Origin of the sequence: Ruminococcus sp. BSD2780120874_150323_B10 (assembly GCF_015553695.1) — a bacterium.
Lineage (GTDB): Bacteria > Bacillota > Clostridia > Oscillospirales > Acutalibacteraceae > Ruminococcoides > Ruminococcoides intestinale_A.
The window spans coordinates 68574-86056 of the sequence record NZ_JADNHD010000003.1 but is presented as its reverse complement, the minus strand read 5'-3'; the positions used below and the strand labels follow the sequence as shown (position 1 = coordinate 86056).

Below are 17483 nucleotides of genomic sequence, written 5' to 3'. Positions count from 1 at the left end.
TAAAAAATAACAGCATTTCTTTTGTTCCTACCATGCACTTTTACGAATTGATTTCTTTTTTTAATGAAGCAATCCACTCCTCTATTGCCTCTGCCAATGTGTATTGTTGCCGTAAAACTGCCATACCCGTAACAGGAATATCTTCTTTACTCTTTTTCAAAGCAATATTTTCTTCCAGATATTTTTTCAATACCTCCATACTGCTCTCAATATTATCCAGACATTCTTGCTGTCTTTCTCTGGACATACTGTCCAGATTTACAATGACAGCATTAAAATCCAAAAAAATGTTTATCGGCTTACAGGATATTTCAAGCATCAATTTTTCAAACTGCTGTTTCCCTTTTTCAGTTAAAGAATACACTGATTTTTCTGGCATTTTACCCTCTTTTTCTATATGACTTGAAATATATCCTTTTTCCTCCAACTGGATAACCTTTTTATAAATAGACGGGGTACTAATTTTTACCCATTTTGAAATATTGCGGTACTCTACCAACTTTTGAAGGTCATACGCACTCAGAGGTTCTTTCTTTAACATTCCCAAAACAATTAAGTCAATGGTCGCCATATCAATTTCCTCCTTTACTCTCTTGACAACTACTATAAATTATAGTAGAATACCACTTGCGTTTCAACTGCTATAATTTATAGTAGTATATTTTATTCTATTTGTCAAGTGAAAGGAGAAAGAACACTATGGACAATCAAAACAGAAAATTGGAGTTATTGGGCAATGCTCCAATTCCAAAAGCCCTTTTAGCTATGGGTATTCCAACAATGATTGGTATGCTCATCAACGCCTTGTACAATCTTGTTGATGCCTATTTTGTAGGTGGCTTAGGCGAAAGTCAAATGGCTGCCATCTCGGTTGTGTATCCTCTCGGTCAAGTAGTCGTCGGCTTAGGATTACTTTTTGGCAATGGGGCAGCATCCTACATTTCTCGACTGTTAGGACAAAGAAATAAGGATCAGGCAAACAAAGTGGCAAGCACTGCACTATATAGCAGTCTTGTTGTCGGTGCAATTATGATTGTTTTATCAATCCTCTTTTTGAACCCCATTCTAAGACTTTTAGGTGCAACAGAAAGTGTCCTTCCTTATGCGGCTACCTATGCCGGTATTTACATTGTTTCTTGCATTTTCAATGTTTTTAATGTCACAATGAACAATATCGTGACAAGTGAAGGAGCAGCAAAAACTACAATGTGTGCCTTGTTGTTAGGTGCAGTCCTCAATATCGGGTTAGATCCATTATTTATATACACTTTTAATTTTGGTGTTGCAGGAGCTGCTATTGCCACAGCAATTTCTCAGGTAGTATCTACTCTTGTGTATCTGTTTTATATTTTCAGACAAAAAAGTGCTTTTCAGTTTAGAATAAAGGACTGTACCTTTTCTAAAGAAATTCTATCTGAAATTTTCAAAATTGGCGTTCCGACACTTGTATTTCAATTATTAACAAGTATTTCTATCTCTCTAATAAACAATGCCGCTGGTAATTACGGCGATTCAGCCATAGCGGGAATGGGCGTTGTTACCCGTCTTATATCTATGGGCAGCTTAACAGTATTTGGTTTTATCAAAGGTTTTCAACCGATTGCAGGTTACAGTTATGGGGCGAAAAAATTTGATCGTCTGCGTACTGCAATCAAAATTTCCATCTTATGGTCAACTATTTTTTGTGTGATCGTAGGTTTATTATTCAGTCTGTTTTCTACGACCATTGTTTCACAGTTTACAACTGGAAACACAGAAATGATTCACATTGGAGCTTCCTCTTTAAGAGTAAACGGTATTACATTTATGCTGTTTGGATACTACACGGTATATTCCTCTTTATTCCTTGCTCTTGGAAAAGGAAAAGAAGGGTTTATTCTTGGAGCTTGCCGACAAGGTATCTGCTTCATTCCCGTTATCTTAATTTTTCCATTTATATGGGGATTAAACGGTATTTTATATGCACAGCCGATTGCCGATGTTCTCTCTGCACTTATTACAGTATTTATGGCAATCCCTTTGCATAGAAGTTTAGCTGTTGCCGAACAGAAAATGAAGATAACAGCTTCTATCCCCTGTGACAGGCAATAAAATCAAGCATAAAAGTAGTAACAGAGCCGATGAACTGTGAAAGCTTTCTCAAGTTCATCGGCTCTGCGTCTGTGCGTCTGGCTCTTTGATGACGGTTACTTGTAAATTCTCGACTTCAATTAAAGTTTCCTGTCTACATTTCGGGCAGTAAAGAGGATAGTTTTTCAAAACTGTGTCTTCTCTGATTTTGTTTCGGGTTTTGTTCCCACAAAGAGGACATAAAATCCATTGGGAATTTATACTCAGCATATTATCCTCGCCTTATAAGGTCATGTAACCGATTATCTGTAACAAATTTCTTTTTTCTGGGGTCACCCTCTGCACGATAGATTACTAAGCTGTCTAAATCAAATATTGAACTCCAAACTGTTTCAAAATCTGGCTCATCATCATATTGGCACATAAACCCATAATCACCTTTTAAGAGATGTTCGGTAGTTTCAATGTATTCATCTTTTATGCGTTCCGAAGAAAAGCTGTCTAATACTGTCCTGTAACGCCTGTGCGAGTCATAATCATTTCCTTTTGCATCGTCATATGGTTTCATCTCATCAGATGTAAAACTATTAACAGTACAAACAATACTGCCATTTTCAAAAATTTCTGCCGCCCGAACTTTTTTGAGAATTGGCGTACATTCAACCACTACCATATTGCCTTTTTTATCTGCAAGTAAAATATTGCAGTTAGAAGATACTGGCAAGCCCACAAGAAGGGAAACCGCCTGTTCGGTATTATCTGCCTTTTCAAGCAAATATCTTACAATAAAGCAAGAATTGAAACCTGCTTTTATCTTTTCAAGGTCGGTCATTACAAAAGTCATTGCTACAGCAAATCCGTGTTCATTCACTCCTTCTTCGCCGTTAATGAAAGAGGAAGTAGTGATATTGAACCTGTTTCCATTTTTCGGTGCATAGATTTCACTTTTGCTTCCTTCACGCAGATAAGGTGGTAAGTCATTATTTCTACCGTATATTGTTCTGCCATTGCTTGAATATGCAAAAGCAGTACAGCCCCTAACCTCAACGGGGATGTTGTTCTCCAAGTTATACATACAGCAGCCCATACACAACATCCAAGAAATGAAGTGTAGATAATCTGTGCCAATGGCGTCACTTACGCCTCTTACTTCCTCACATATCTCTGGGAAAAACTTTCTTAAAATTTCTTCGCTTTGTTTCCCGTGTTCCAATTGAAAATTATCCAACTGGAGTGGAAAGGAAATATGAGCTTTTTGAAATATGTTTCCTCTTTTTACGCCCATCTGATAATGGTCGCCTTTTAATCTTAAATGATACATACTTAAATCTCCTTTGCTTTTTTGATTGCAATCCACACCTCGGAATGTCCTTTGGATGGCTGTCCTTTGCAGACTGGATATATTTCAACATCTGGAAGTCCTGCATATTCATAACCAGAAAACGGTAGAAATTCTGTCAAAAATCTGCGAAAAACACTCTGCACATCTTCCTTAAATACTCCGTCGTTTTCAAAAACAACCCACATACCCTCTGGTATCATGTATTCTACCATTCCCTCTGGCACGGGAATGTTGCTCGAAACAGCGATATAATAATATATATCCTCTGGATTATTATAAACGCTGACTCCTAAAATGCCGTCTGGATTTTTGTTTGATAGCTCTGCTAATTTGGAGATACTGCCATCCAATACTGCCTTTTTCCAGAACGCAGGAACATTCCGCATATTTTCCTCTGCATCTTCAACAAGAGGTATTCTAATTCCTATAATGCGAATACTTTTCTTTTCTTCAATGTGATATGCCATTGCACTGCCTCCCAAAACTATTATAGAAAATTGGATTGATGGATATGCACACAAGGTACATCCCATACTTTTTGCCGCTATAGGTGCTATCCCGTGTACGCTTTGAAAAGCACGGTTAAAGGATGTTGGAGATGAATACCCGTATTTGTGAGCAACATCAATAACCTTATTATCTGTTCTTTGTAACTCAAATGCAGCCTGTGTCATTTTACGGCGGCGTATGTACTCTGATAGTGACACTCCTGATACATAAGAAAAAATCCGTTGAAAATAATATGTTGAACAACAAGCTATATGAGCTGCTTCATCATAGGATATTTCCTTGTCTAAGTTTTCCTCTATGTAATCAATGGCTGCTCCAAGTCTTTTCAACCATTCCATTTACTTACCTCCTCATATATAAGCATACAAGAATACGAGCATATTTTCCTCGCTTTTCATGTCCGCTTTTGTAAACTTATCTATAGTTTATCCGAATAAAAAATTAGTTTCAAGTATGTCAAGCGTGCTTTAATCTCTTGTTACAAGAGATTAAACTTCCTATACCAAGAGATTTCACATCGTTTAACTGGAAGCCGCATCTCTGTAAAATATAAGAGTAAAATTTTCAGAGAATAGGTGGTGAGCTAATGGACGAAAGGAACAATAATTTTGACTTCGATTTTACTCCGATAGGACAGGCTATCAAAAAAGCCCGTGAAGCCAGAGGGATGACAAGGGAGCAACTATCTGGAATAATCGGCTATGCTCCCAGACATATTCAGTCTATCGAAAACGAGGGGCAGTATCCAAGTATCGAGCTATTTATCCAACTTATTACGATGTTCGATGTGTCGGTTGACGAGTACATATTCCCAGATAATGAGGTCAAGAAAAGTTCCGTCCGCAGACGCTTAGACGCACAGCTCGACAATTTAGACGATAAAGAACTGTCCGTTATAGAAGCAACTGTTATCGGACTATGTAAGGCAAAAGAGCCAGAGGAATAAACCTCTGGTTTTTCTTTTGCCCATTCTTAATAGGCAGGAACGCCGTAGCCATAGATGGAGCTGCTTCCAACCGTATATTGCTTTTGCCTGCAAGCGTCGCCAGAGTTACCCTCCACGGTGTAAACGACACCGTTTTCGCATTTCTCCACAATGCCTACATGGTCGGTTTCTCCGTCGCCTTCCCAATCAAAAAAGATAATATCGCCTGTCGACGGCTCATAGCTTCGGTCTTTCCATTGTCCGTTACCCTTAAACCAATTTGCACCGTCCACGCAGCCTGCGAATTTTGGGATAATCCCGCTTTCGATATAACTACACTGGTCGGCACACCACGATACGAAGCAGGCACACCATTCCACACGCCCATCAAAGCCATACCAACTCCAATAAGGCTGACCGCCCTCATTTCCGAGCTGTGTCAAAGCGACCTCCACAATCGCCTGGTTACCGCCGCTTGTGAACGCCCTCCCGTATGGATAATACAGCAGCACATGGGCGGGATATTGCGTGTCGCCATAGCTGTCCCAACCTAACCGTGCCGCCTGCATGGTGGAGAACTCTACCGCATTGGCATAGGAATAGCCGCCATAGTTGGTCTTAGCCCACGAGATATAGCCGTTGCCGAAATTGTAACCCTGCAAGGCAAGTTTGATATGCTCCATATCAATCGGGTTTTCTACCTCGGCAGAGATAAGGGCAGCCTTTAATTCCTGTACACCGCACTCAATCGAATATTCTGGGTCTTGTATCCCGTTCGGCTCGTGGGGATACCTTGTGTTAAAGCTACCCTCCGCCGCCTGCATGGGGTCAAGCCCACGCCCGCCGCTTTCCTGCATCATCACCGCCTTGATAAGCTCCACATATTCGGGGATGCCGTACTGCTTCGCATACTTCTGTATCAGCGGCGTGTAGGCTTCCACCTCCGCACTGACAGGCGTATAGGCGTTGCTCCCGCTTCCGCCACCAAACAGGGAAACAGCACAGCCGAGCAGGACAACAATGAGAATAATCACAACTGCAATCCAACCACCTGCAATTAAAGCGGAAATCAGAGCTTTTGTTCCTGCAATAATCGCCTTGACCGCAGCTATGGTGGCTCTGACCGTAGCTTTTGTTGCTTCAGCGGTTGCCTTTGCGGTGGCTTTTGCCGCCTGTGCTGCCTTTTGAGCAGTTTTCGCAGACGCCTTTGCCACTGCCTGTGCCGTTTTTACCGAGGTTTCCGTCGTTTTGATTGCCGCCTTAGAAGTTGCCTGTGCGGTTTTAATTCCCTTTTCGGTAGTCTTGACCGTTCCCTTAGCAGTTGATTTCACCGCTTTTTCTGCATTTCGGGCTGTGGTCTTAATCATTTTTCGCCCCTGCTGTCGGGTCTTTATCAACTGCGATTTTGCTGTCTGGGAAACATCGGATGCAGTGGAACGGCTTGCAACCCCGTGACGGATCTGCAAGCCGTGTTGTTCTGACATATTCTGTATTGCTTTCTGTTCTGCGGCTTTGACAGCCCGACTTTGCTTGAAATCGCTTATTTTATCTTTTGCCTTACCGATATTCTCCTGCGTTGTCTTAACTGCCTTTTGCCCCTGCTTATTGAACTGGTGGATACCTTCGTCCTTTACACGGTCTGCCGCATAAGAAATCCTATCCGCAGCATATTCTGTGGCAGAGTTTTCGTCAGCGTAGTATCCCTGTTCTGCCCTTTCCTTTATCTCCACATAGGCAGACTTCATACGCTCACTGGCTATGGCGGCTTTATCTATGGTCTTTATTGTGCCTTTGACCGCATCTCTGGTTTTTATATCAGCCATAGAAAACCTCCTTTCCCAGAGAATTTGCGTTCAAATCAGCCGACCATTTTTGCCACTACAACGAGCCTGCCGTTCCGTGCGGAGTATTCGCAGGTGGAAAGGGTAATGAGCCTGTCGCCGTATTCAGCGGTCACACCTGTATCATACAAAGCAAGCTCCTTGCACTTCCCGACATAGGAATTAAAATCTTCCTCATTCTCCGCATCAACAAAGTCGTAGTATCGGAATCCCTCAGAACTGTACGCCACAGTCTTAAACACAGCGACGATTTCATACTCTGCCTGCTCTGTGAGGGTATCAAACTGAATATTCTTGTGTTCCTCATAAAAGCTCTTGGACTTGTAATCCTCCAACGCTCCAAACATCTTGCCGCCCTTAATGTGATGACCGTAGATAACCAGATTGTCACTTTCAGCAATATCGCAATTCTCCTGCACATAAGGCGTTCCTAAATCGCTGTACTCTTTTTCAAAATTGTGCTTCAGATAAAAATTCGGATTGTTCCCACTCTGCATCACAGGATAATTGATTGTCGTGCCGGCAATGGAAATCCAACCGACCATATCCTCATTCTGTAAATACAATTCCTGATACTTGGCAAGCACATCTTCCCCCTCGCTGACAGGGGCATCGTCTGGCACGGTTTCATCCGTGGGAGCCTGCTCTACCATCTCGGCAATCTCCTCAAAGGCTTCCGTCTGCTCGTCCACCTCTGCATAGTAATGATAAATGCGGAAGCCGCAAAAAGCCGCCGTACCTAACAGGCACACGGCGGCTACAACACAGATAATAGATTTATAATTCTTCATAGGCTTTTCCTTTCTTATCTTGAAATTTCCGTCTGTTTTCTGGGAGCAGGAAGCTCCCTGCAATATTCGGGGTATCTGACCTTGATACCCTCCATAAAGTAGGGAGCAAACTCACAGCAAAACAACTCCTCTGGCGTGAAATACCGTTCCCGCCCTTCCTCTGCATACCCGTTCCAAAGGTTAAAAGCAAGATGGCAGACCTTGACTGTTCCGCTTGTCTGCCAGCCGCCGTGCATACCCTCTGGCTCGATGCAGTCCTCCTTGAAATTGAACATCTGGTTGATGTTCGCCCTCGTTTCCGAAGCGATACCCATCACATAGAAAAATGCCCTGTGATAACAGTCGTTCACTCTGCATTTCATCATATTTTCCAGAAAGAAATCACGGTGAGCCGTATCACGGAATTTAATATCAGCCATAAAAGACCTCCTTTCTTAGACCTCACCGAACTTGGTCGTCATCAACTTGTAAAGCTCGGTATTGCGTGGGAACTTGTTTACAAACGGCACAAGGGAGCTGCCAACTTTGAGTAATCCCTGTCCTGCACCGACATTCGTGATATAACTCATCTGAAGGTCGGAGATATTAAGGAGCTTGGCAAGCTCAAGTCTGTCCGTAGATGCTTGGTTAAGCATAATGATAAATTCGCTGTTAGCAAGCATCGTCCTTGCCGTATGGCTCTGCAAAAGGTCGTCTACATTCTGCGTAATACCCGTACAGTACGCACCGTATTTACGCACACGCTTCCAGAGGGTAAAGAGGAAGTTTGCAGAGTATTCGTGCTGAAAGAGCAAATAGATTTCATCAATGAAAATAAAGGTATTTCTGCCTTTGGCTCTGTTCTGCGTGATACGGTTTAAGATACTGTCAAGCACCACAAGCATACCGATAGGCTGTAACTGCTTACCCAAATCCAGAATGTCATAGCAGATAAGGCGGCTGTGGGTATCCACATTGGTATGCTTGGCAAAGGTGTTGAGAGAGCCATCTGTAAATAATTCGATAGCAAGGGCGATTTCCTGTGCTTCTGGTTCGTTCTGTTTAAGAAGTTCCTCACGGAAGTCCTGCAAGGTTGGCGGCGTTCCCATATAGTTGCCCTGCTGATAGTAGCGGTACACGCTTGCCGTACATCGGTCAATAATGGATTTCTGCTTTGCTCCCAAGTTCGTGCCGCCGATGAGCTGTTCGCAAAGGGATAAAATAAACTCCGATTTCAGAATGACAGGGTTTGCACCGTCACCGTAATCGGAGTTCATATCCATAGCATTGATGTGATTTTCACTTGTCGCAGAGATATGAATAACCTCTCCCTGCATTGCTTTAACAAGCGGGGAATATTCACGCTCTGGGTCAATGATGATTATATCGGCATTAGGGTCGGTCAGAATGATATTCGTCATTTCTTCCTTTGCGGTAAAAGATTTTCCTGCACCTGACACACCGAGAATAAAGGAATTGCCGTTAAGGAGCTGCCTGCGGTTGGCAATAATCATATTTTTGCTGATGACATTCTGACCGTAATACACACCGTTTTCGTGGTAAATTTCCTGCACACGGAACGGTATAAACACTGCAAGGCTCTCTGTTGTGAGGGTACGCAGGGCATCTATCTTCCGTACACCAAATGGCAGAGCTGTATTTAATCCGTCCATCTGTTGATATTTCAGCACCGCAAACTGGCACAAGTGCTTTCTTGCGGTAGTCAAGAGAGCTTCTGTATCATTGTCGAGCTGCTCTTTGGTGTCAGCCGTATGCACCATCGTCAGCACGGCAAACATCATTCTCTGGTCACGGGTTGTCAAATCGTCCAGAAATTCCTTACTTTCCTTTCGCTGCTGTTCCAAATCATAGGGGATAACGGCTGAAAAATTGTTGTTCTGGTTCTGCTTCCTCTGCCAATTCGTAATGTTAGTTTCCACACCAAGCAGACGGTTTTCCACCTCCTGCACGGCTTCATCTGTGGGAACGGGGATAATGTCAACGGACAGCATCATATTCCTGTTCAACTCACAAAGCTCCGCCACCATACTGTCCTTGATATATGCCGCATACTCTCTGAGAAAAATCACACGCCCATATCTGTCCCCCATTCTGAAGCAGTCGCTCTCAAATTCAAAGGTATCAGGGCAGATAAAATCCTTGAAATCGTGACCTTTCCGCATCGTCTGGGTAATATCGAAGTGGAACGCTGTTTCTTCTCCTGTACGGTAGAAGTCGTGGAAGATACGCAGCTTGTCGCCTGCGTCCAGTTCCACACACTTCGACCCCAGACGGTTAAAGTGGGCGATAAGGTCAGCACCCACACGGGCAAAGTAGTTTCGGGCTTCCTCGATATTCTTCTTGCAGACAGATACGGTTACATACTTATCCTGTACGATGGAATTAGCCCCTGTCGCCTTATCCAAAAGCATTTTGTTGTATTCCTTGCGGTACTTATCCAGACCGTCATCAGCCATTGGGATTAAAATGGTCTGTTCAAAATCAGCTTTGTTCAAGCGACGGTTGTTGATAGTGATTTTCGTGGTCGCACCGCTGTCAAGGGAATTAAGAAGCTCCGAGTATTCAAGGAACATTGCTTCCTTATCCTCACGGCTTGCCACGGCATAGTTTATATCCTCAAACTTAAAGGTCTTTGCGTACTTGTTCCTGCCTACAAGAAATATGCCGTCCTCCCAGATTGTCTTAATCGGGATAACATTTTGTACCGACTTCGGCACAACAAACTTTTCCCTGTCCTGCTTGAACAGATTTTTAAGAGTTCTCAGCATTGTTTACCTCCTTGCTGCATTTCGCTTTTTTCTTTTTCGATTTCTTTGGTTTTGGTGTCCTGCCTTTCTGCTTTTTCCGTACTGTCGTCAACCCTTTTTCATAGGCTTCAATGGTTGGCTTCACCGTTTCATAATAAAGATTATCTGGCAGGAACATCAGCTTTTTCGGCATCAGAAATTCTGATTTAAGCCACGCCCAGACAAACTGCTCTGCGGTCATACCGTTGTATTTGATAAAGCCCATAGCCGCAAAGGGGAATGCACCTAAGATACAAACCCAACTGAGGGTTTCCGTTCCAAACCGTGGACGGAGAAGAAAATACAAACCCATCGCCACGCCGCAGGCAAGGACAGAAAAAATGAACTGTCTGAGTGACAGTCCAAAAAACATACTCTCCGTATAATTACGGATTTCCTTATTTATCTTTACTTCCAATCATAGCACCTCCCTTACAAGCCCATCATTTCTCTTACAACACGGTCTGCCATTTTGACCGCACCGACAAGGACGAGCATATTGAACACAAGTTCCCCGATATAGCTCCATACCATTGTAACCGCCGCCGCATCGGGATTGACCACAGGCGGAGAAGAAGCAAATAGGGAAAAGATAATGCAGGCAAGCACGATAACCGCACCTTCAAGGCATACAGCGGCATAGCTCTTAATGAAGCTCTTGCCGACGCTTTGGCTCGGCTCTCCCGCAAAAGCGGAAAGGGGTACGGGTGCTATGGCAGTATAGATATACAGCTTGAAAAACCTGCCATATACCGACATAATCATTATGAATGACAGCACCGTAATAAACAGTCCGCCTATCAGCGTGACCGCCCATAGCGGGATACTCTCAAAAAATCCGCAATCTTCAACGGCTGTCACGATTTCCTGCGGCAACACCGTCTGCTGTGCCGAGCCAAATCCTGCGGCATTCATAATCGTGGAAATCATACCCTGCACAATCTTAAACAGTGCCATCATCAGTTCTAATCCGTAGGTCACTGCACCTTTGGCAATGGCAAAGCGGATAAACAGCTTCAAAGCCTGCTCTGGTCGCTTGACTTCTGCAAAATTTCCGCAGGTACGCATCACACCCACAACAAAGAACAGCACGAGCAGGGCAAGTCCAATAGCCTGCACCGCACCGTGAATATCCACGATGACATTCCATATCGTGCCTCCCTTAAAGTTCTCTGGGGATTGGGTAATGAGCTGCCATATCTCGGCTAATTTCTCATTCCAAGTGTTTAGGGCGTTCTCTAAATTCTGTACCACCCAGTTATCAGACATTTGACCACCTCCTTGATGATATTAGATAACGGGAGCAGTTCCGCACTCGGCGGATCTGCTCCCGTTATCTTTTTGTGTCAGTCTGTTATCTTAGCCTGTGATAAGAGTCAAGATTTCTTTTGCGAAGGTAATGACAACGCCGCCTGCAAGGGTCAAAAATCCGTTAGCTCTCTGGGACGGGTCATGGGATTTGAGGGAAAGACCAATCTGCACGATACCAAAGCCGAGCATAATCATACCAACAGCCCTCACCAGACCGAAAATGAAATCGGACAGATTGTTGACTACCTGAATGGGGTCATTGGCAGCAAAGGCGGTTACGGAAGTACCAAGCACAAAGGTCATTGCCATAACAGCCATACAGTAATAGCGGAAGCCTTTCTTAACCTTTTTAGTCATCGGCAGCTTCGTGGTTTTCTTGTTCTCGTTCTTCTTAAAAAGTTTCATAGGGTAAATCCTCCTTATAAATTGAATATTTCTTCCAAGTCCTCATCGGACAGAAGCTCATAGGAAGTGCTGACAGCTTTCACGCTCACGGCGTTATCTGGAATATCACTGTCAAACACAAGGGTTGCGACAGCCTGCGTAGGCTCTCCGTGGATATACGGCGGTTGCCCTCCGTCAGCCGTCAGCTTCACATTCGGGTGCTTCAAAATGTCATACTTGAAGTCCATAACGGGGCGTTCTCCACGCACAAAAAGAAGTGCGTAACGGTTATCAAGCATACGCACTTCGTCTGGGGTCATCAGCTCACGCCCCGAAATCTGATAATTTGTTGAATAGTTACCACTCCGCCCAGAGCTTTTCCCGTAGGTGTTGGTATCAATGGTTTCCTTGCCCAAAAGCTCTGACACATATTTGTGGGTGCTTTGCTCGTTGCCGCCCAGATACAGAAACTCATCGCAGTTGCCGACAATGCTTTCCCATTGCTTTTCAAAAAGGGCTTTGAGCTGTGCCAGATTTTGCAGGATAATGGATACCGATACCCCTCTGGAACGCATAACAGACAGGATTTTATCAAAGTCGTCGGGCAATGAAACATTCGCAAATTCGTCCATTATGAAATGGCAATGCACAGGCAGGCTTCCGCCGTACTTGTGGTCTGCTAGATAAAAAAGCTGCTGAAAGAGTTGGGTATAAAGGATACTGACAAGGAAGTTAAAACTCGTGTCGTTGTCTGGTATCAGAGCGAACAGAGCGACCTTCTTTTCGCCCAGACTTGGCAGGTTAAGCTCATCGGTGGCAGTAAGCCCTGCAAGGCTCTCCAGATTGAATTTTTCAAGCCTTGCGGCAAGAGTTATCTGGATACTCTTTAAGGTCTTTGCACTACCAGAGTGGTAATCCCTGTAATACTTGAGGGCGATATGCTCTGGGTTTACCATTTCCAGACGGTCAAACAGCTCGTCTAGAGGGCTTACATAGCTGTCATCGTCCTCTCGGACTTCGCCTGCACGGAGCAGCTCCATAACCATCGGGAAATTCTGTTCGTCTGGCGGTGCTTCATATTTCAGATAGAACACCAGAGCCAGAAGCAGCATACTCGCCGCCGTATCCCAGAACGGGTCTTGCGACTGTGAGCCTTTCGGCGTGGTCGCCTTAAACAAGTTTGTTACCAACCTCTGAACATCGTTATCGTTCCGCAGATAGACAAAGGGATTGTAACAATGGCTGCGGTGCATATTGATAAGGTCAAGCACACGCACCTCATAGCCTTTGTTTTCCAACAGACCGCCGATGTCACGGACGATTTCGCCCTTTGGGTCGAGTATTACAAAAGATGTGTTGCACTGCATAGCATTTGGCTTGCAGAAAAACCTCGTTTTTCCCGCACCAGAACCGCCGCAGACTAAAATATTCAGATTCCTGCGGTGCTTTTTCCCGTCCAACCCGATACGGACATTCTGGGTCAAAAGCTTATTAGCTGACGGGTCTTTATCTCGGTACTTCTTATTCAAAGCACCTGCGTTGCCCCATTTCGCAGAGCCGTGTTCCTCACGCCTGCGGTAATTCCTGCGTGTAGAGAAATAAACGCCGATGCCCATAGCGTAGGCAAGTAAAAAAATGAGGACAGTCTTTACGCTGTCCTCACATACCATTATTTCAAACGGATTGCCCATCGCCACAGGCAGACCTCGGATAATCTCTACAAGACCACCGCTGACATAGGGTGCTGTCAGCAGGGCAAGCCATACGACAGGAAGTATGCCGCAGACAGAAAGGATTAGGCTCGTTTTCTGGTCATCGTTCCTCATTGCACCTGCAATGCACGACCTTAACCTTTTTTGTCGGAGCGTGTGCCACCTTGCTTATCAGCTCGTCAACAGGCTCGGTGGGGCGTTCCTCCTGTAACTGCCTTGTACGCAGGGTGTTTAAGGCGTTGATGACGATATTCTTATCGTACTTATCAAGTGCGATATGGTATCGTTTCTCTCTCATAGTCTGCACCTCCGATTAGCGTTCCTGCTCTTTGTTCTTTGCAGGCTTGTTCTTCTCCATACTCTTATACATATCGCTCTGGATTTCGCCCAGAACATCACGCATCGTGCCAAGCTCTCCTTTGAATGCCTGTGTATCCATTTCCGCATACTCTCTGGGAAGTCTGGAAAAGTCAAAACCTCTGGTATCCACGCCATAACGGGAGCTTACCATATAGGCAACGCAGAAGGATTTGAAATCGGAAGCATCACGGCTCTCGTTGTGCTTAAAGTCATAGACCGCCGCCGACACTTCTTTTGCCATACTCACGAACAGCACTTCCTCGGAAAGCCCCTTCTTGACAAAAATGGTCTGCTGAGAGCTGTCATAATAGGCAGGCAGTTCAAGCTCACCGACAGGAACACAGGGTACAGGGCTTGCATCAATCAGAGCCGACACAAGCTCACGCATGGATTTCGGCTCCTGTTCCTGCTGCCTGTCCTTTGCCGAGGTTTCGGAAATATCATAAACCACTTTGGCATTGTAAGAGACGCCCTTTGTCCCGTCCTCACGGGTGTATTCCTTGCTCGGCTCAAGGATAATGATTTTCTGTGCGTCCTTGTTCACATAGACACGGTTCGCTTTCCATTTGCTGTACTCTTTAAGCTGCGTTGCTTCGGGCATCTGTGCTGATACCAGAATAGCGTTAGCCACGGAGTAACGGTCAAAGCGACCCTGCACATCAAGATACTGACGGAAGCTGTCGCCGCTTGCCACCATTTCAGAGCAGGTATTGTCAATCAGCTCATAGGCTTCTTTCCGCTGTGCCTGCTTTGCGGCAGCCCATTCCTCTTTATCAAAAGGTCTGTTGCCGCCGCTGAATACATCGTAAATACTCATAGCTGTTTACCTCGTTTCTTTGGATTTTGGTTTCTTTTTCTTTCTTGTGGGCTGTTTATGCTCCGTTTTCCTGTTAGCACTTTTCGCCCTGTCGGAAGCACCGCTTTTGTCCAGGTCGGAAGTGCCAATCTCTGCTTCCTGCTCCTTGCGGCTCTCCTTGATTTTCCGCAGTTCCTCTCTGACAGAAGGTTTCTCCTTAGTCATAGTAGCCCCCTCTGCGGACTTCTTTGGCTGCTCTAAGGTAGGCTCGGACTGAGGGGATTTTTCTGTCTTTGCCACCGAGGGGTTTGGGGCGTTTTCCTCCTTCTGGACAGGCTTGCCCATAAGCTCGTCAAGCAGCTTGTCTTTCTCCGCCTTTTCCTGCACACCAATATCTGGCTCTGGCTGACCGTCCTTTGCATCTTTGGATTTCTCGGCTTCCGTCACAATAGAAGCGGTATCCACCGAAGCAAGATTAAAGCGTTCCACGATACGACTGATTTTCGATGCGTCCTCGGCACGGGCGATGACATCGATCTCCGCATTGGGGTCTTTGTTTTTCCTGTCCGTGAGGACACAGTAAAGCACACCGTATTTTTTCGCTTCCTGCGTGAACTTCTTTAAGTCGCCGTTTTTGACGGTAAAGACTTTCAGCTCCTTACCAGAACGGAGCATACTCGTCAGCCTTGCTTTGCCTTTGGTTTTCTTTTCTTCTTTGAGAATGGAATACAACAGGATAGCGATGTTCTTCGCACCTGCACCTGTAATTTTGGCAGCGACCTCAAAGCCCTCCAAGCTCATTCGGACGATTTGTTCTGCCGCTTCGCCGCCTGTGTTCATTCTTCATCAGCTCCTTTCTTTGCTGTTCGTGTTCGTCTGCCCGTATCGTCTGCAATTTTTCCTTGAGGGTATCACTACGGGCGGCGATGCCCTCGCACAGTCTGACCTCCTTTCGGATAATTTTCAGCCGCCCCGAAATATCGGAAAGCTCTGCCTTGACCGCTTCCTTTTCTTCGCCGCTTGTCCTGCGGGATTTGGAGTAAAGCTCCTTTCGCTTCTGAAGCAGGGCAGACATCTCCGTTTCCAGAGAGCCTTTATATGAACAAAGCTGCTCCGCCGTATCAATGTGATTGCGGCAAAGCAGCCTTGTTTCCTGTGTGATGGCTTCCATCTTCATAAGGTCGTCCTTTAAGAGATAATGAAGCCGTGCATAATTTTGTTTTCTGCCTTTTGGCAGGATACCGAGCTTGTAGCAGTAATGGAGATACAGCCCACGCAAGCCGCCGATTTTCCTGGCATTCTTCAATGAGCCTTTGACCCGATAGACCTTGACCTGTGGCTCTGAGAAGCTCTGGAATTTGACAGCATAGGAATTTTCGCTGATACGCTCCATAATCCTGTCATTGGTGTATTCCTCTCCGAGCTTATAAAGCCGCTTGGGTCTTTGCCAGCCCTTGCCTATAATCGTCCAATACTTGCGGTTGGGGTCAAAGTTTATGCGATAGCCCATTTCTGCCAACTGGCGGTCAAAGTCTTTCAGCGTAAATGATTTGCTGATAGCTTCATCCACCGCCTGTCTGGCAACATTATCCCTCGTGGGTCGCCCCTGCTTTTCGGCTTGGTAAAGGGCGTAGGGCTTTTTCTTACCGCTTGGGTGTTCGATGACAGACAGAGCATACTCACGGCAAAGCTCATCGGAACGCTGACGGAGCAGCCGCAGATTTGCTTTGTTGTCGTGGTAGTGCATACCGTCCGCAAAAGAAACAGAGTTCACGACAAAGTGATTATGCAGGCAATCGGTATTTAGGTGAGTGGCAACGATGACTTGAAATCTGTCGCCCCACATTCGCTCGGCAAGTTTAACGCCGACCTCGTGAGCCTGCTCTGGCGTAACCTCACCGTGCTTGAAGCTCTGGAAGCCGTGATAGCAGACAATCTCACTCGTGTCGCTCCATCCCGCTTTGGTAATCATCATTTCATCTCTGGCGGTGGTCGGGTCACAATTTACACCTGTGACAAAGAAACGCTGCTCGGTCTTATCCTTATTAGTAGCGTACTCCATTACATCGACCATCGCCTGCAGGTCGTCTTCGGTGTATTTGGGGTTGGCGGTCTTTTCGGGATTTTCGGCATAGTCGATTGGATGGTCGAGCCTGCCACGCACATCCCATATCTCGCAGACCGCCATTACGATGACCTGCGTGGAAGCAGATACCTTTTGCGAATGTCAATCTGAAACTCGTGCCATTTCCTTGCTTCCTCACGGAGCATCGGGGTATCCACAAAGCCGAGGGCGTTTGCCTTAACCGCAAGCTGATTGATACGGTTGCCAATGGCGGACAGCTCACGCATCATTTTATAGAACTCTGGGTCGGGCTTTTCGCAGAGCTGATAGCCCCTTACCATTTCTCTTAAAAAGGCTTCTTTTGAGCGACCCGATTTCCGCACAAGCTCATTAAGGTGTTCGGCTTCCTCCTCAGTCAGACGGAAAAGTATCTGCACATTTCTTTTTCGCATTGTCCACTTCCTTTCTCTCGGAAAGTCTGCTTATCTGCAAGCAACACATACACGCAACACCGAACAGACCGCCGAGCATTGTGCCAATAATGAAAAATAAGAACTCACTCATTTTTAAACTCCTTTCTGTTCTCACGG

The 17483-nt window shown here is 45.3% G+C and carries 20 protein-coding genes; 2 read left to right on the top strand and 18 right to left on the bottom strand.

All coding sequences use genetic code 11. The features are described from left to right. Positions 1-40: 40 nt before the first annotated feature. On the bottom strand, positions 41-571 hold the full coding sequence (locus I2E21_RS02990; RefSeq protein ID WP_009320282.1) for a PadR family transcriptional regulator: 531 nt from the start codon (positions 569-571) through the stop codon (positions 41-43). 128 nt (positions 572-699) lie between these two features. On the opposite strand from I2E21_RS02990, the gene I2E21_RS02985 reads away from it, so the two are divergent. Further along, entirely contained in the window at positions 700-2091 is a 1392-nt protein-coding gene (locus tag I2E21_RS02985; RefSeq protein ID WP_025577690.1) for an MATE family efflux transporter, read from the top strand. A gap of 54 nt (positions 2092-2145) precedes the next feature. On the opposite strand, the gene I2E21_RS02980 is transcribed toward I2E21_RS02985, so the two are convergent. Genes I2E21_RS02980 through I2E21_RS02970 form a run of 3 tightly spaced genes read right to left on the bottom strand, consistent with a single transcriptional unit; the run spans position 2146 to position 4260 of the window. Continuing rightward, complete coding sequence (locus tag I2E21_RS02980; RefSeq protein WP_081703188.1) at positions 2146-2340, bottom strand: cysteine-rich KTR domain-containing protein; 195 nt, start codon at positions 2338-2340, stop codon at positions 2146-2148. A 1-nt stretch (position 2341) separates the two neighbouring features. After that, complete coding sequence (locus tag I2E21_RS02975; RefSeq protein ID WP_195410364.1) at positions 2342-3391, bottom strand: C45 family peptidase; 1050 nt, start codon at positions 3389-3391, stop codon at positions 2342-2344. Between the two features lie 2 nt (positions 3392-3393). Then, positions 3394-4260, bottom strand: coding sequence for an AraC family transcriptional regulator (locus tag I2E21_RS02970; RefSeq protein WP_025577687.1), 867 nt, complete (start codon positions 4258-4260; stop codon positions 3394-3396). 248 nt (positions 4261-4508) lie between these two features. On the opposite strand from I2E21_RS02970, the gene I2E21_RS02965 reads away from it, so the two are divergent. Beyond that, positions 4509-4868: a helix-turn-helix transcriptional regulator gene (locus I2E21_RS02965; protein WP_025577685.1), complete on the top strand. Its 360-nt coding sequence runs from the start codon at positions 4509-4511 to the stop codon at positions 4866-4868. Positions 4869-4894: 26 nt separating this feature from the next. On the opposite strand, the gene I2E21_RS02960 is transcribed toward I2E21_RS02965, so the two are convergent. From I2E21_RS02960 to I2E21_RS02895, 14 genes are all read right to left on the bottom strand, one after another. Beyond that, positions 4895-6670, bottom strand: coding sequence for a lysozyme family protein (locus I2E21_RS02960; RefSeq protein ID WP_025577684.1), 1776 nt, complete (start codon positions 6668-6670; stop codon positions 4895-4897). Between the two features lie 35 nt (positions 6671-6705). Beyond that, positions 6706-7479 carry a class B sortase gene (srtB, locus tag I2E21_RS02955; protein WP_025577682.1) on the bottom strand — a complete coding sequence of 258 codons (774 nt, stop codon included), beginning with the start codon at positions 7477-7479 and terminating at the stop codon, positions 6706-6708. A 14-nt stretch (positions 7480-7493) separates the two neighbouring features. Continuing rightward, on the bottom strand, positions 7494-7898 hold the full coding sequence (locus tag I2E21_RS02950) for a DUF6075 family protein (RefSeq protein ID WP_015560136.1): 405 nt from the start codon (positions 7896-7898) through the stop codon (positions 7494-7496). A gap of 15 nt (positions 7899-7913) precedes the next feature. Continuing rightward, complete coding sequence (locus I2E21_RS02945; RefSeq protein WP_025577680.1) at positions 7914-10247, bottom strand: VirB4-like conjugal transfer ATPase, CD1110 family; 2334 nt, start codon at positions 10245-10247, stop codon at positions 7914-7916. Further along, positions 10231-10683, bottom strand: coding sequence for a PrgI family protein (locus tag I2E21_RS02940; RefSeq protein ID WP_025577679.1), 453 nt, complete (start codon positions 10681-10683; stop codon positions 10231-10233). The genes I2E21_RS02945 and I2E21_RS02940 overlap by 17 nt, the downstream gene beginning before the upstream one ends. A gap of 14 nt (positions 10684-10697) precedes the next feature. After that, on the bottom strand, positions 10698-11534 hold the full coding sequence (locus I2E21_RS02935) for a hypothetical protein (RefSeq protein WP_008703427.1): 837 nt from the start codon (positions 11532-11534) through the stop codon (positions 10698-10700). A gap of 90 nt (positions 11535-11624) precedes the next feature. Next, positions 11625-11981 carry a glutamyl-tRNA amidotransferase subunit A gene (locus I2E21_RS02930; protein ID WP_008703428.1) on the bottom strand — a complete coding sequence of 119 codons (357 nt, stop codon included), beginning with the start codon at positions 11979-11981 and terminating at the stop codon, positions 11625-11627. A 14-nt stretch (positions 11982-11995) separates the two neighbouring features. Next, positions 11996-13786: a VirD4-like conjugal transfer protein, CD1115 family gene (locus I2E21_RS02925; RefSeq protein ID WP_025577674.1), complete on the bottom strand. Its 1791-nt coding sequence runs from the start codon at positions 13784-13786 to the stop codon at positions 11996-11998. Next, entirely contained in the window at positions 13773-13970 is a 198-nt protein-coding gene (locus tag I2E21_RS02920) for a hypothetical protein (RefSeq protein ID WP_025577673.1), read from the bottom strand. Before I2E21_RS02920 ends, I2E21_RS02925 begins: the two co-directional genes overlap by 14 nt. A gap of 15 nt (positions 13971-13985) precedes the next feature. Beyond that, a complete protein-coding gene (locus I2E21_RS02915) occupies positions 13986-14849 on the bottom strand; it encodes a hypothetical protein (protein ID WP_025577671.1) in 864 nt (287 codons plus the stop codon). A 6-nt stretch (positions 14850-14855) separates the two neighbouring features. Further along, positions 14856-15668 carry a PcfB family protein gene (locus I2E21_RS02910; protein WP_195410363.1) on the bottom strand — a complete coding sequence of 271 codons (813 nt, stop codon included), beginning with the start codon at positions 15666-15668 and terminating at the stop codon, positions 14856-14858. Continuing rightward, positions 15610-17016, bottom strand: a complete 1407-nt coding sequence (locus I2E21_RS02905; protein ID WP_025577665.1) for a relaxase/mobilization nuclease domain-containing protein — start codon at positions 17014-17016, stop codon at positions 15610-15612. The genes I2E21_RS02910 and I2E21_RS02905 overlap by 59 nt, the downstream gene beginning before the upstream one ends. After that, complete coding sequence (locus I2E21_RS02900) at positions 17016-17345, bottom strand: ribbon-helix-helix protein, CopG family (RefSeq protein WP_008703437.1); 330 nt, start codon at positions 17343-17345, stop codon at positions 17016-17018. Before I2E21_RS02900 ends, I2E21_RS02905 begins: the two co-directional genes overlap by 1 nt. Further along, positions 17305-17457 (bottom strand): DUF3789 domain-containing protein, encoded by a 153-nt coding sequence (locus tag I2E21_RS02895; protein ID WP_081703190.1) that lies wholly within the window; start codon positions 17455-17457, stop codon positions 17305-17307. Before I2E21_RS02895 ends, I2E21_RS02900 begins: the two co-directional genes overlap by 41 nt. Positions 17458-17483 lie beyond the last annotated feature (26 nt).

What these genes read in the sequence shown, in the direction of transcription:
- I2E21_RS02895 (WP_081703190.1), bottom strand. Translation starts at nt 17,457, where the DNA reads ATGAGTGAGTTCTTATTTTTCATTATTGGCACAATGCTCGGCGGTCTG.
- I2E21_RS02970 (WP_025577687.1), bottom strand. Translation starts at nt 4,260, where the DNA reads ATGGAATGGTTGAAAAGACTTGGAGCAGCCATTGATTACATAGAGGAA.
- I2E21_RS02945 (WP_025577680.1), bottom strand. Translation starts at nt 10,247, where the DNA reads ATGCTGAGAACTCTTAAAAATCTGTTCAAGCAGGACAGGGAAAAGTTT.
- I2E21_RS02920 (WP_025577673.1), bottom strand. Translation starts at nt 13,970, where the DNA reads ATGAGAGAGAAACGATACCATATCGCACTTGATAAGTACGATAAGAAT.
- I2E21_RS02915 (WP_025577671.1), bottom strand. Translation starts at nt 14,849, where the DNA reads ATGAGTATTTACGATGTATTCAGCGGCGGCAACAGACCTTTTGATAAA.
- I2E21_RS02965 (WP_025577685.1), top strand. Translation starts at nt 4,509, where the DNA reads ATGGACGAAAGGAACAATAATTTTGACTTCGATTTTACTCCGATAGGA.
- I2E21_RS02975 (WP_195410364.1), bottom strand. Translation starts at nt 3,391, where the DNA reads ATGTATCATTTAAGATTAAAAGGCGACCATTATCAGATGGGCGTAAAA.
- I2E21_RS02935 (WP_008703427.1), bottom strand. Translation starts at nt 11,534, where the DNA reads ATGTCTGATAACTGGGTGGTACAGAATTTAGAGAACGCCCTAAACACT.
- I2E21_RS02950 (WP_015560136.1), bottom strand. Translation starts at nt 7,898, where the DNA reads ATGGCTGATATTAAATTCCGTGATACGGCTCACCGTGATTTCTTTCTG.
- I2E21_RS02900 (WP_008703437.1), bottom strand. Translation starts at nt 17,345, where the DNA reads ATGCGAAAAAGAAATGTGCAGATACTTTTCCGTCTGACTGAGGAGGAA.
- I2E21_RS02930 (WP_008703428.1), bottom strand. Translation starts at nt 11,981, where the DNA reads ATGAAACTTTTTAAGAAGAACGAGAACAAGAAAACCACGAAGCTGCCG.
- I2E21_RS02910 (WP_195410363.1), bottom strand. Translation starts at nt 15,668, where the DNA reads ATGAACACAGGCGGCGAAGCGGCAGAACAAATCGTCCGAATGAGCTTG.
- I2E21_RS02980 (WP_081703188.1), bottom strand. Translation starts at nt 2,340, where the DNA reads ATGCTGAGTATAAATTCCCAATGGATTTTATGTCCTCTTTGTGGGAAC.
- I2E21_RS02985 (WP_025577690.1), top strand. Translation starts at nt 700, where the DNA reads ATGGACAATCAAAACAGAAAATTGGAGTTATTGGGCAATGCTCCAATT.
- I2E21_RS02960 (WP_025577684.1), bottom strand. Translation starts at nt 6,670, where the DNA reads ATGGCTGATATAAAAACCAGAGATGCGGTCAAAGGCACAATAAAGACC.
- I2E21_RS02925 (WP_025577674.1), bottom strand. Translation starts at nt 13,786, where the DNA reads ATGAGGAACGATGACCAGAAAACGAGCCTAATCCTTTCTGTCTGCGGC.
- I2E21_RS02905 (WP_025577665.1), bottom strand. Translation starts at nt 17,016, where the DNA reads ATGGCGGTCTGCGAGATATGGGATGTGCGTGGCAGGCTCGACCATCCA.
- srtB (WP_025577682.1), bottom strand. Translation starts at nt 7,479, where the DNA reads ATGAAGAATTATAAATCTATTATCTGTGTTGTAGCCGCCGTGTGCCTG.
- I2E21_RS02990 (WP_009320282.1), bottom strand. Translation starts at nt 571, where the DNA reads ATGGCGACCATTGACTTAATTGTTTTGGGAATGTTAAAGAAAGAACCT.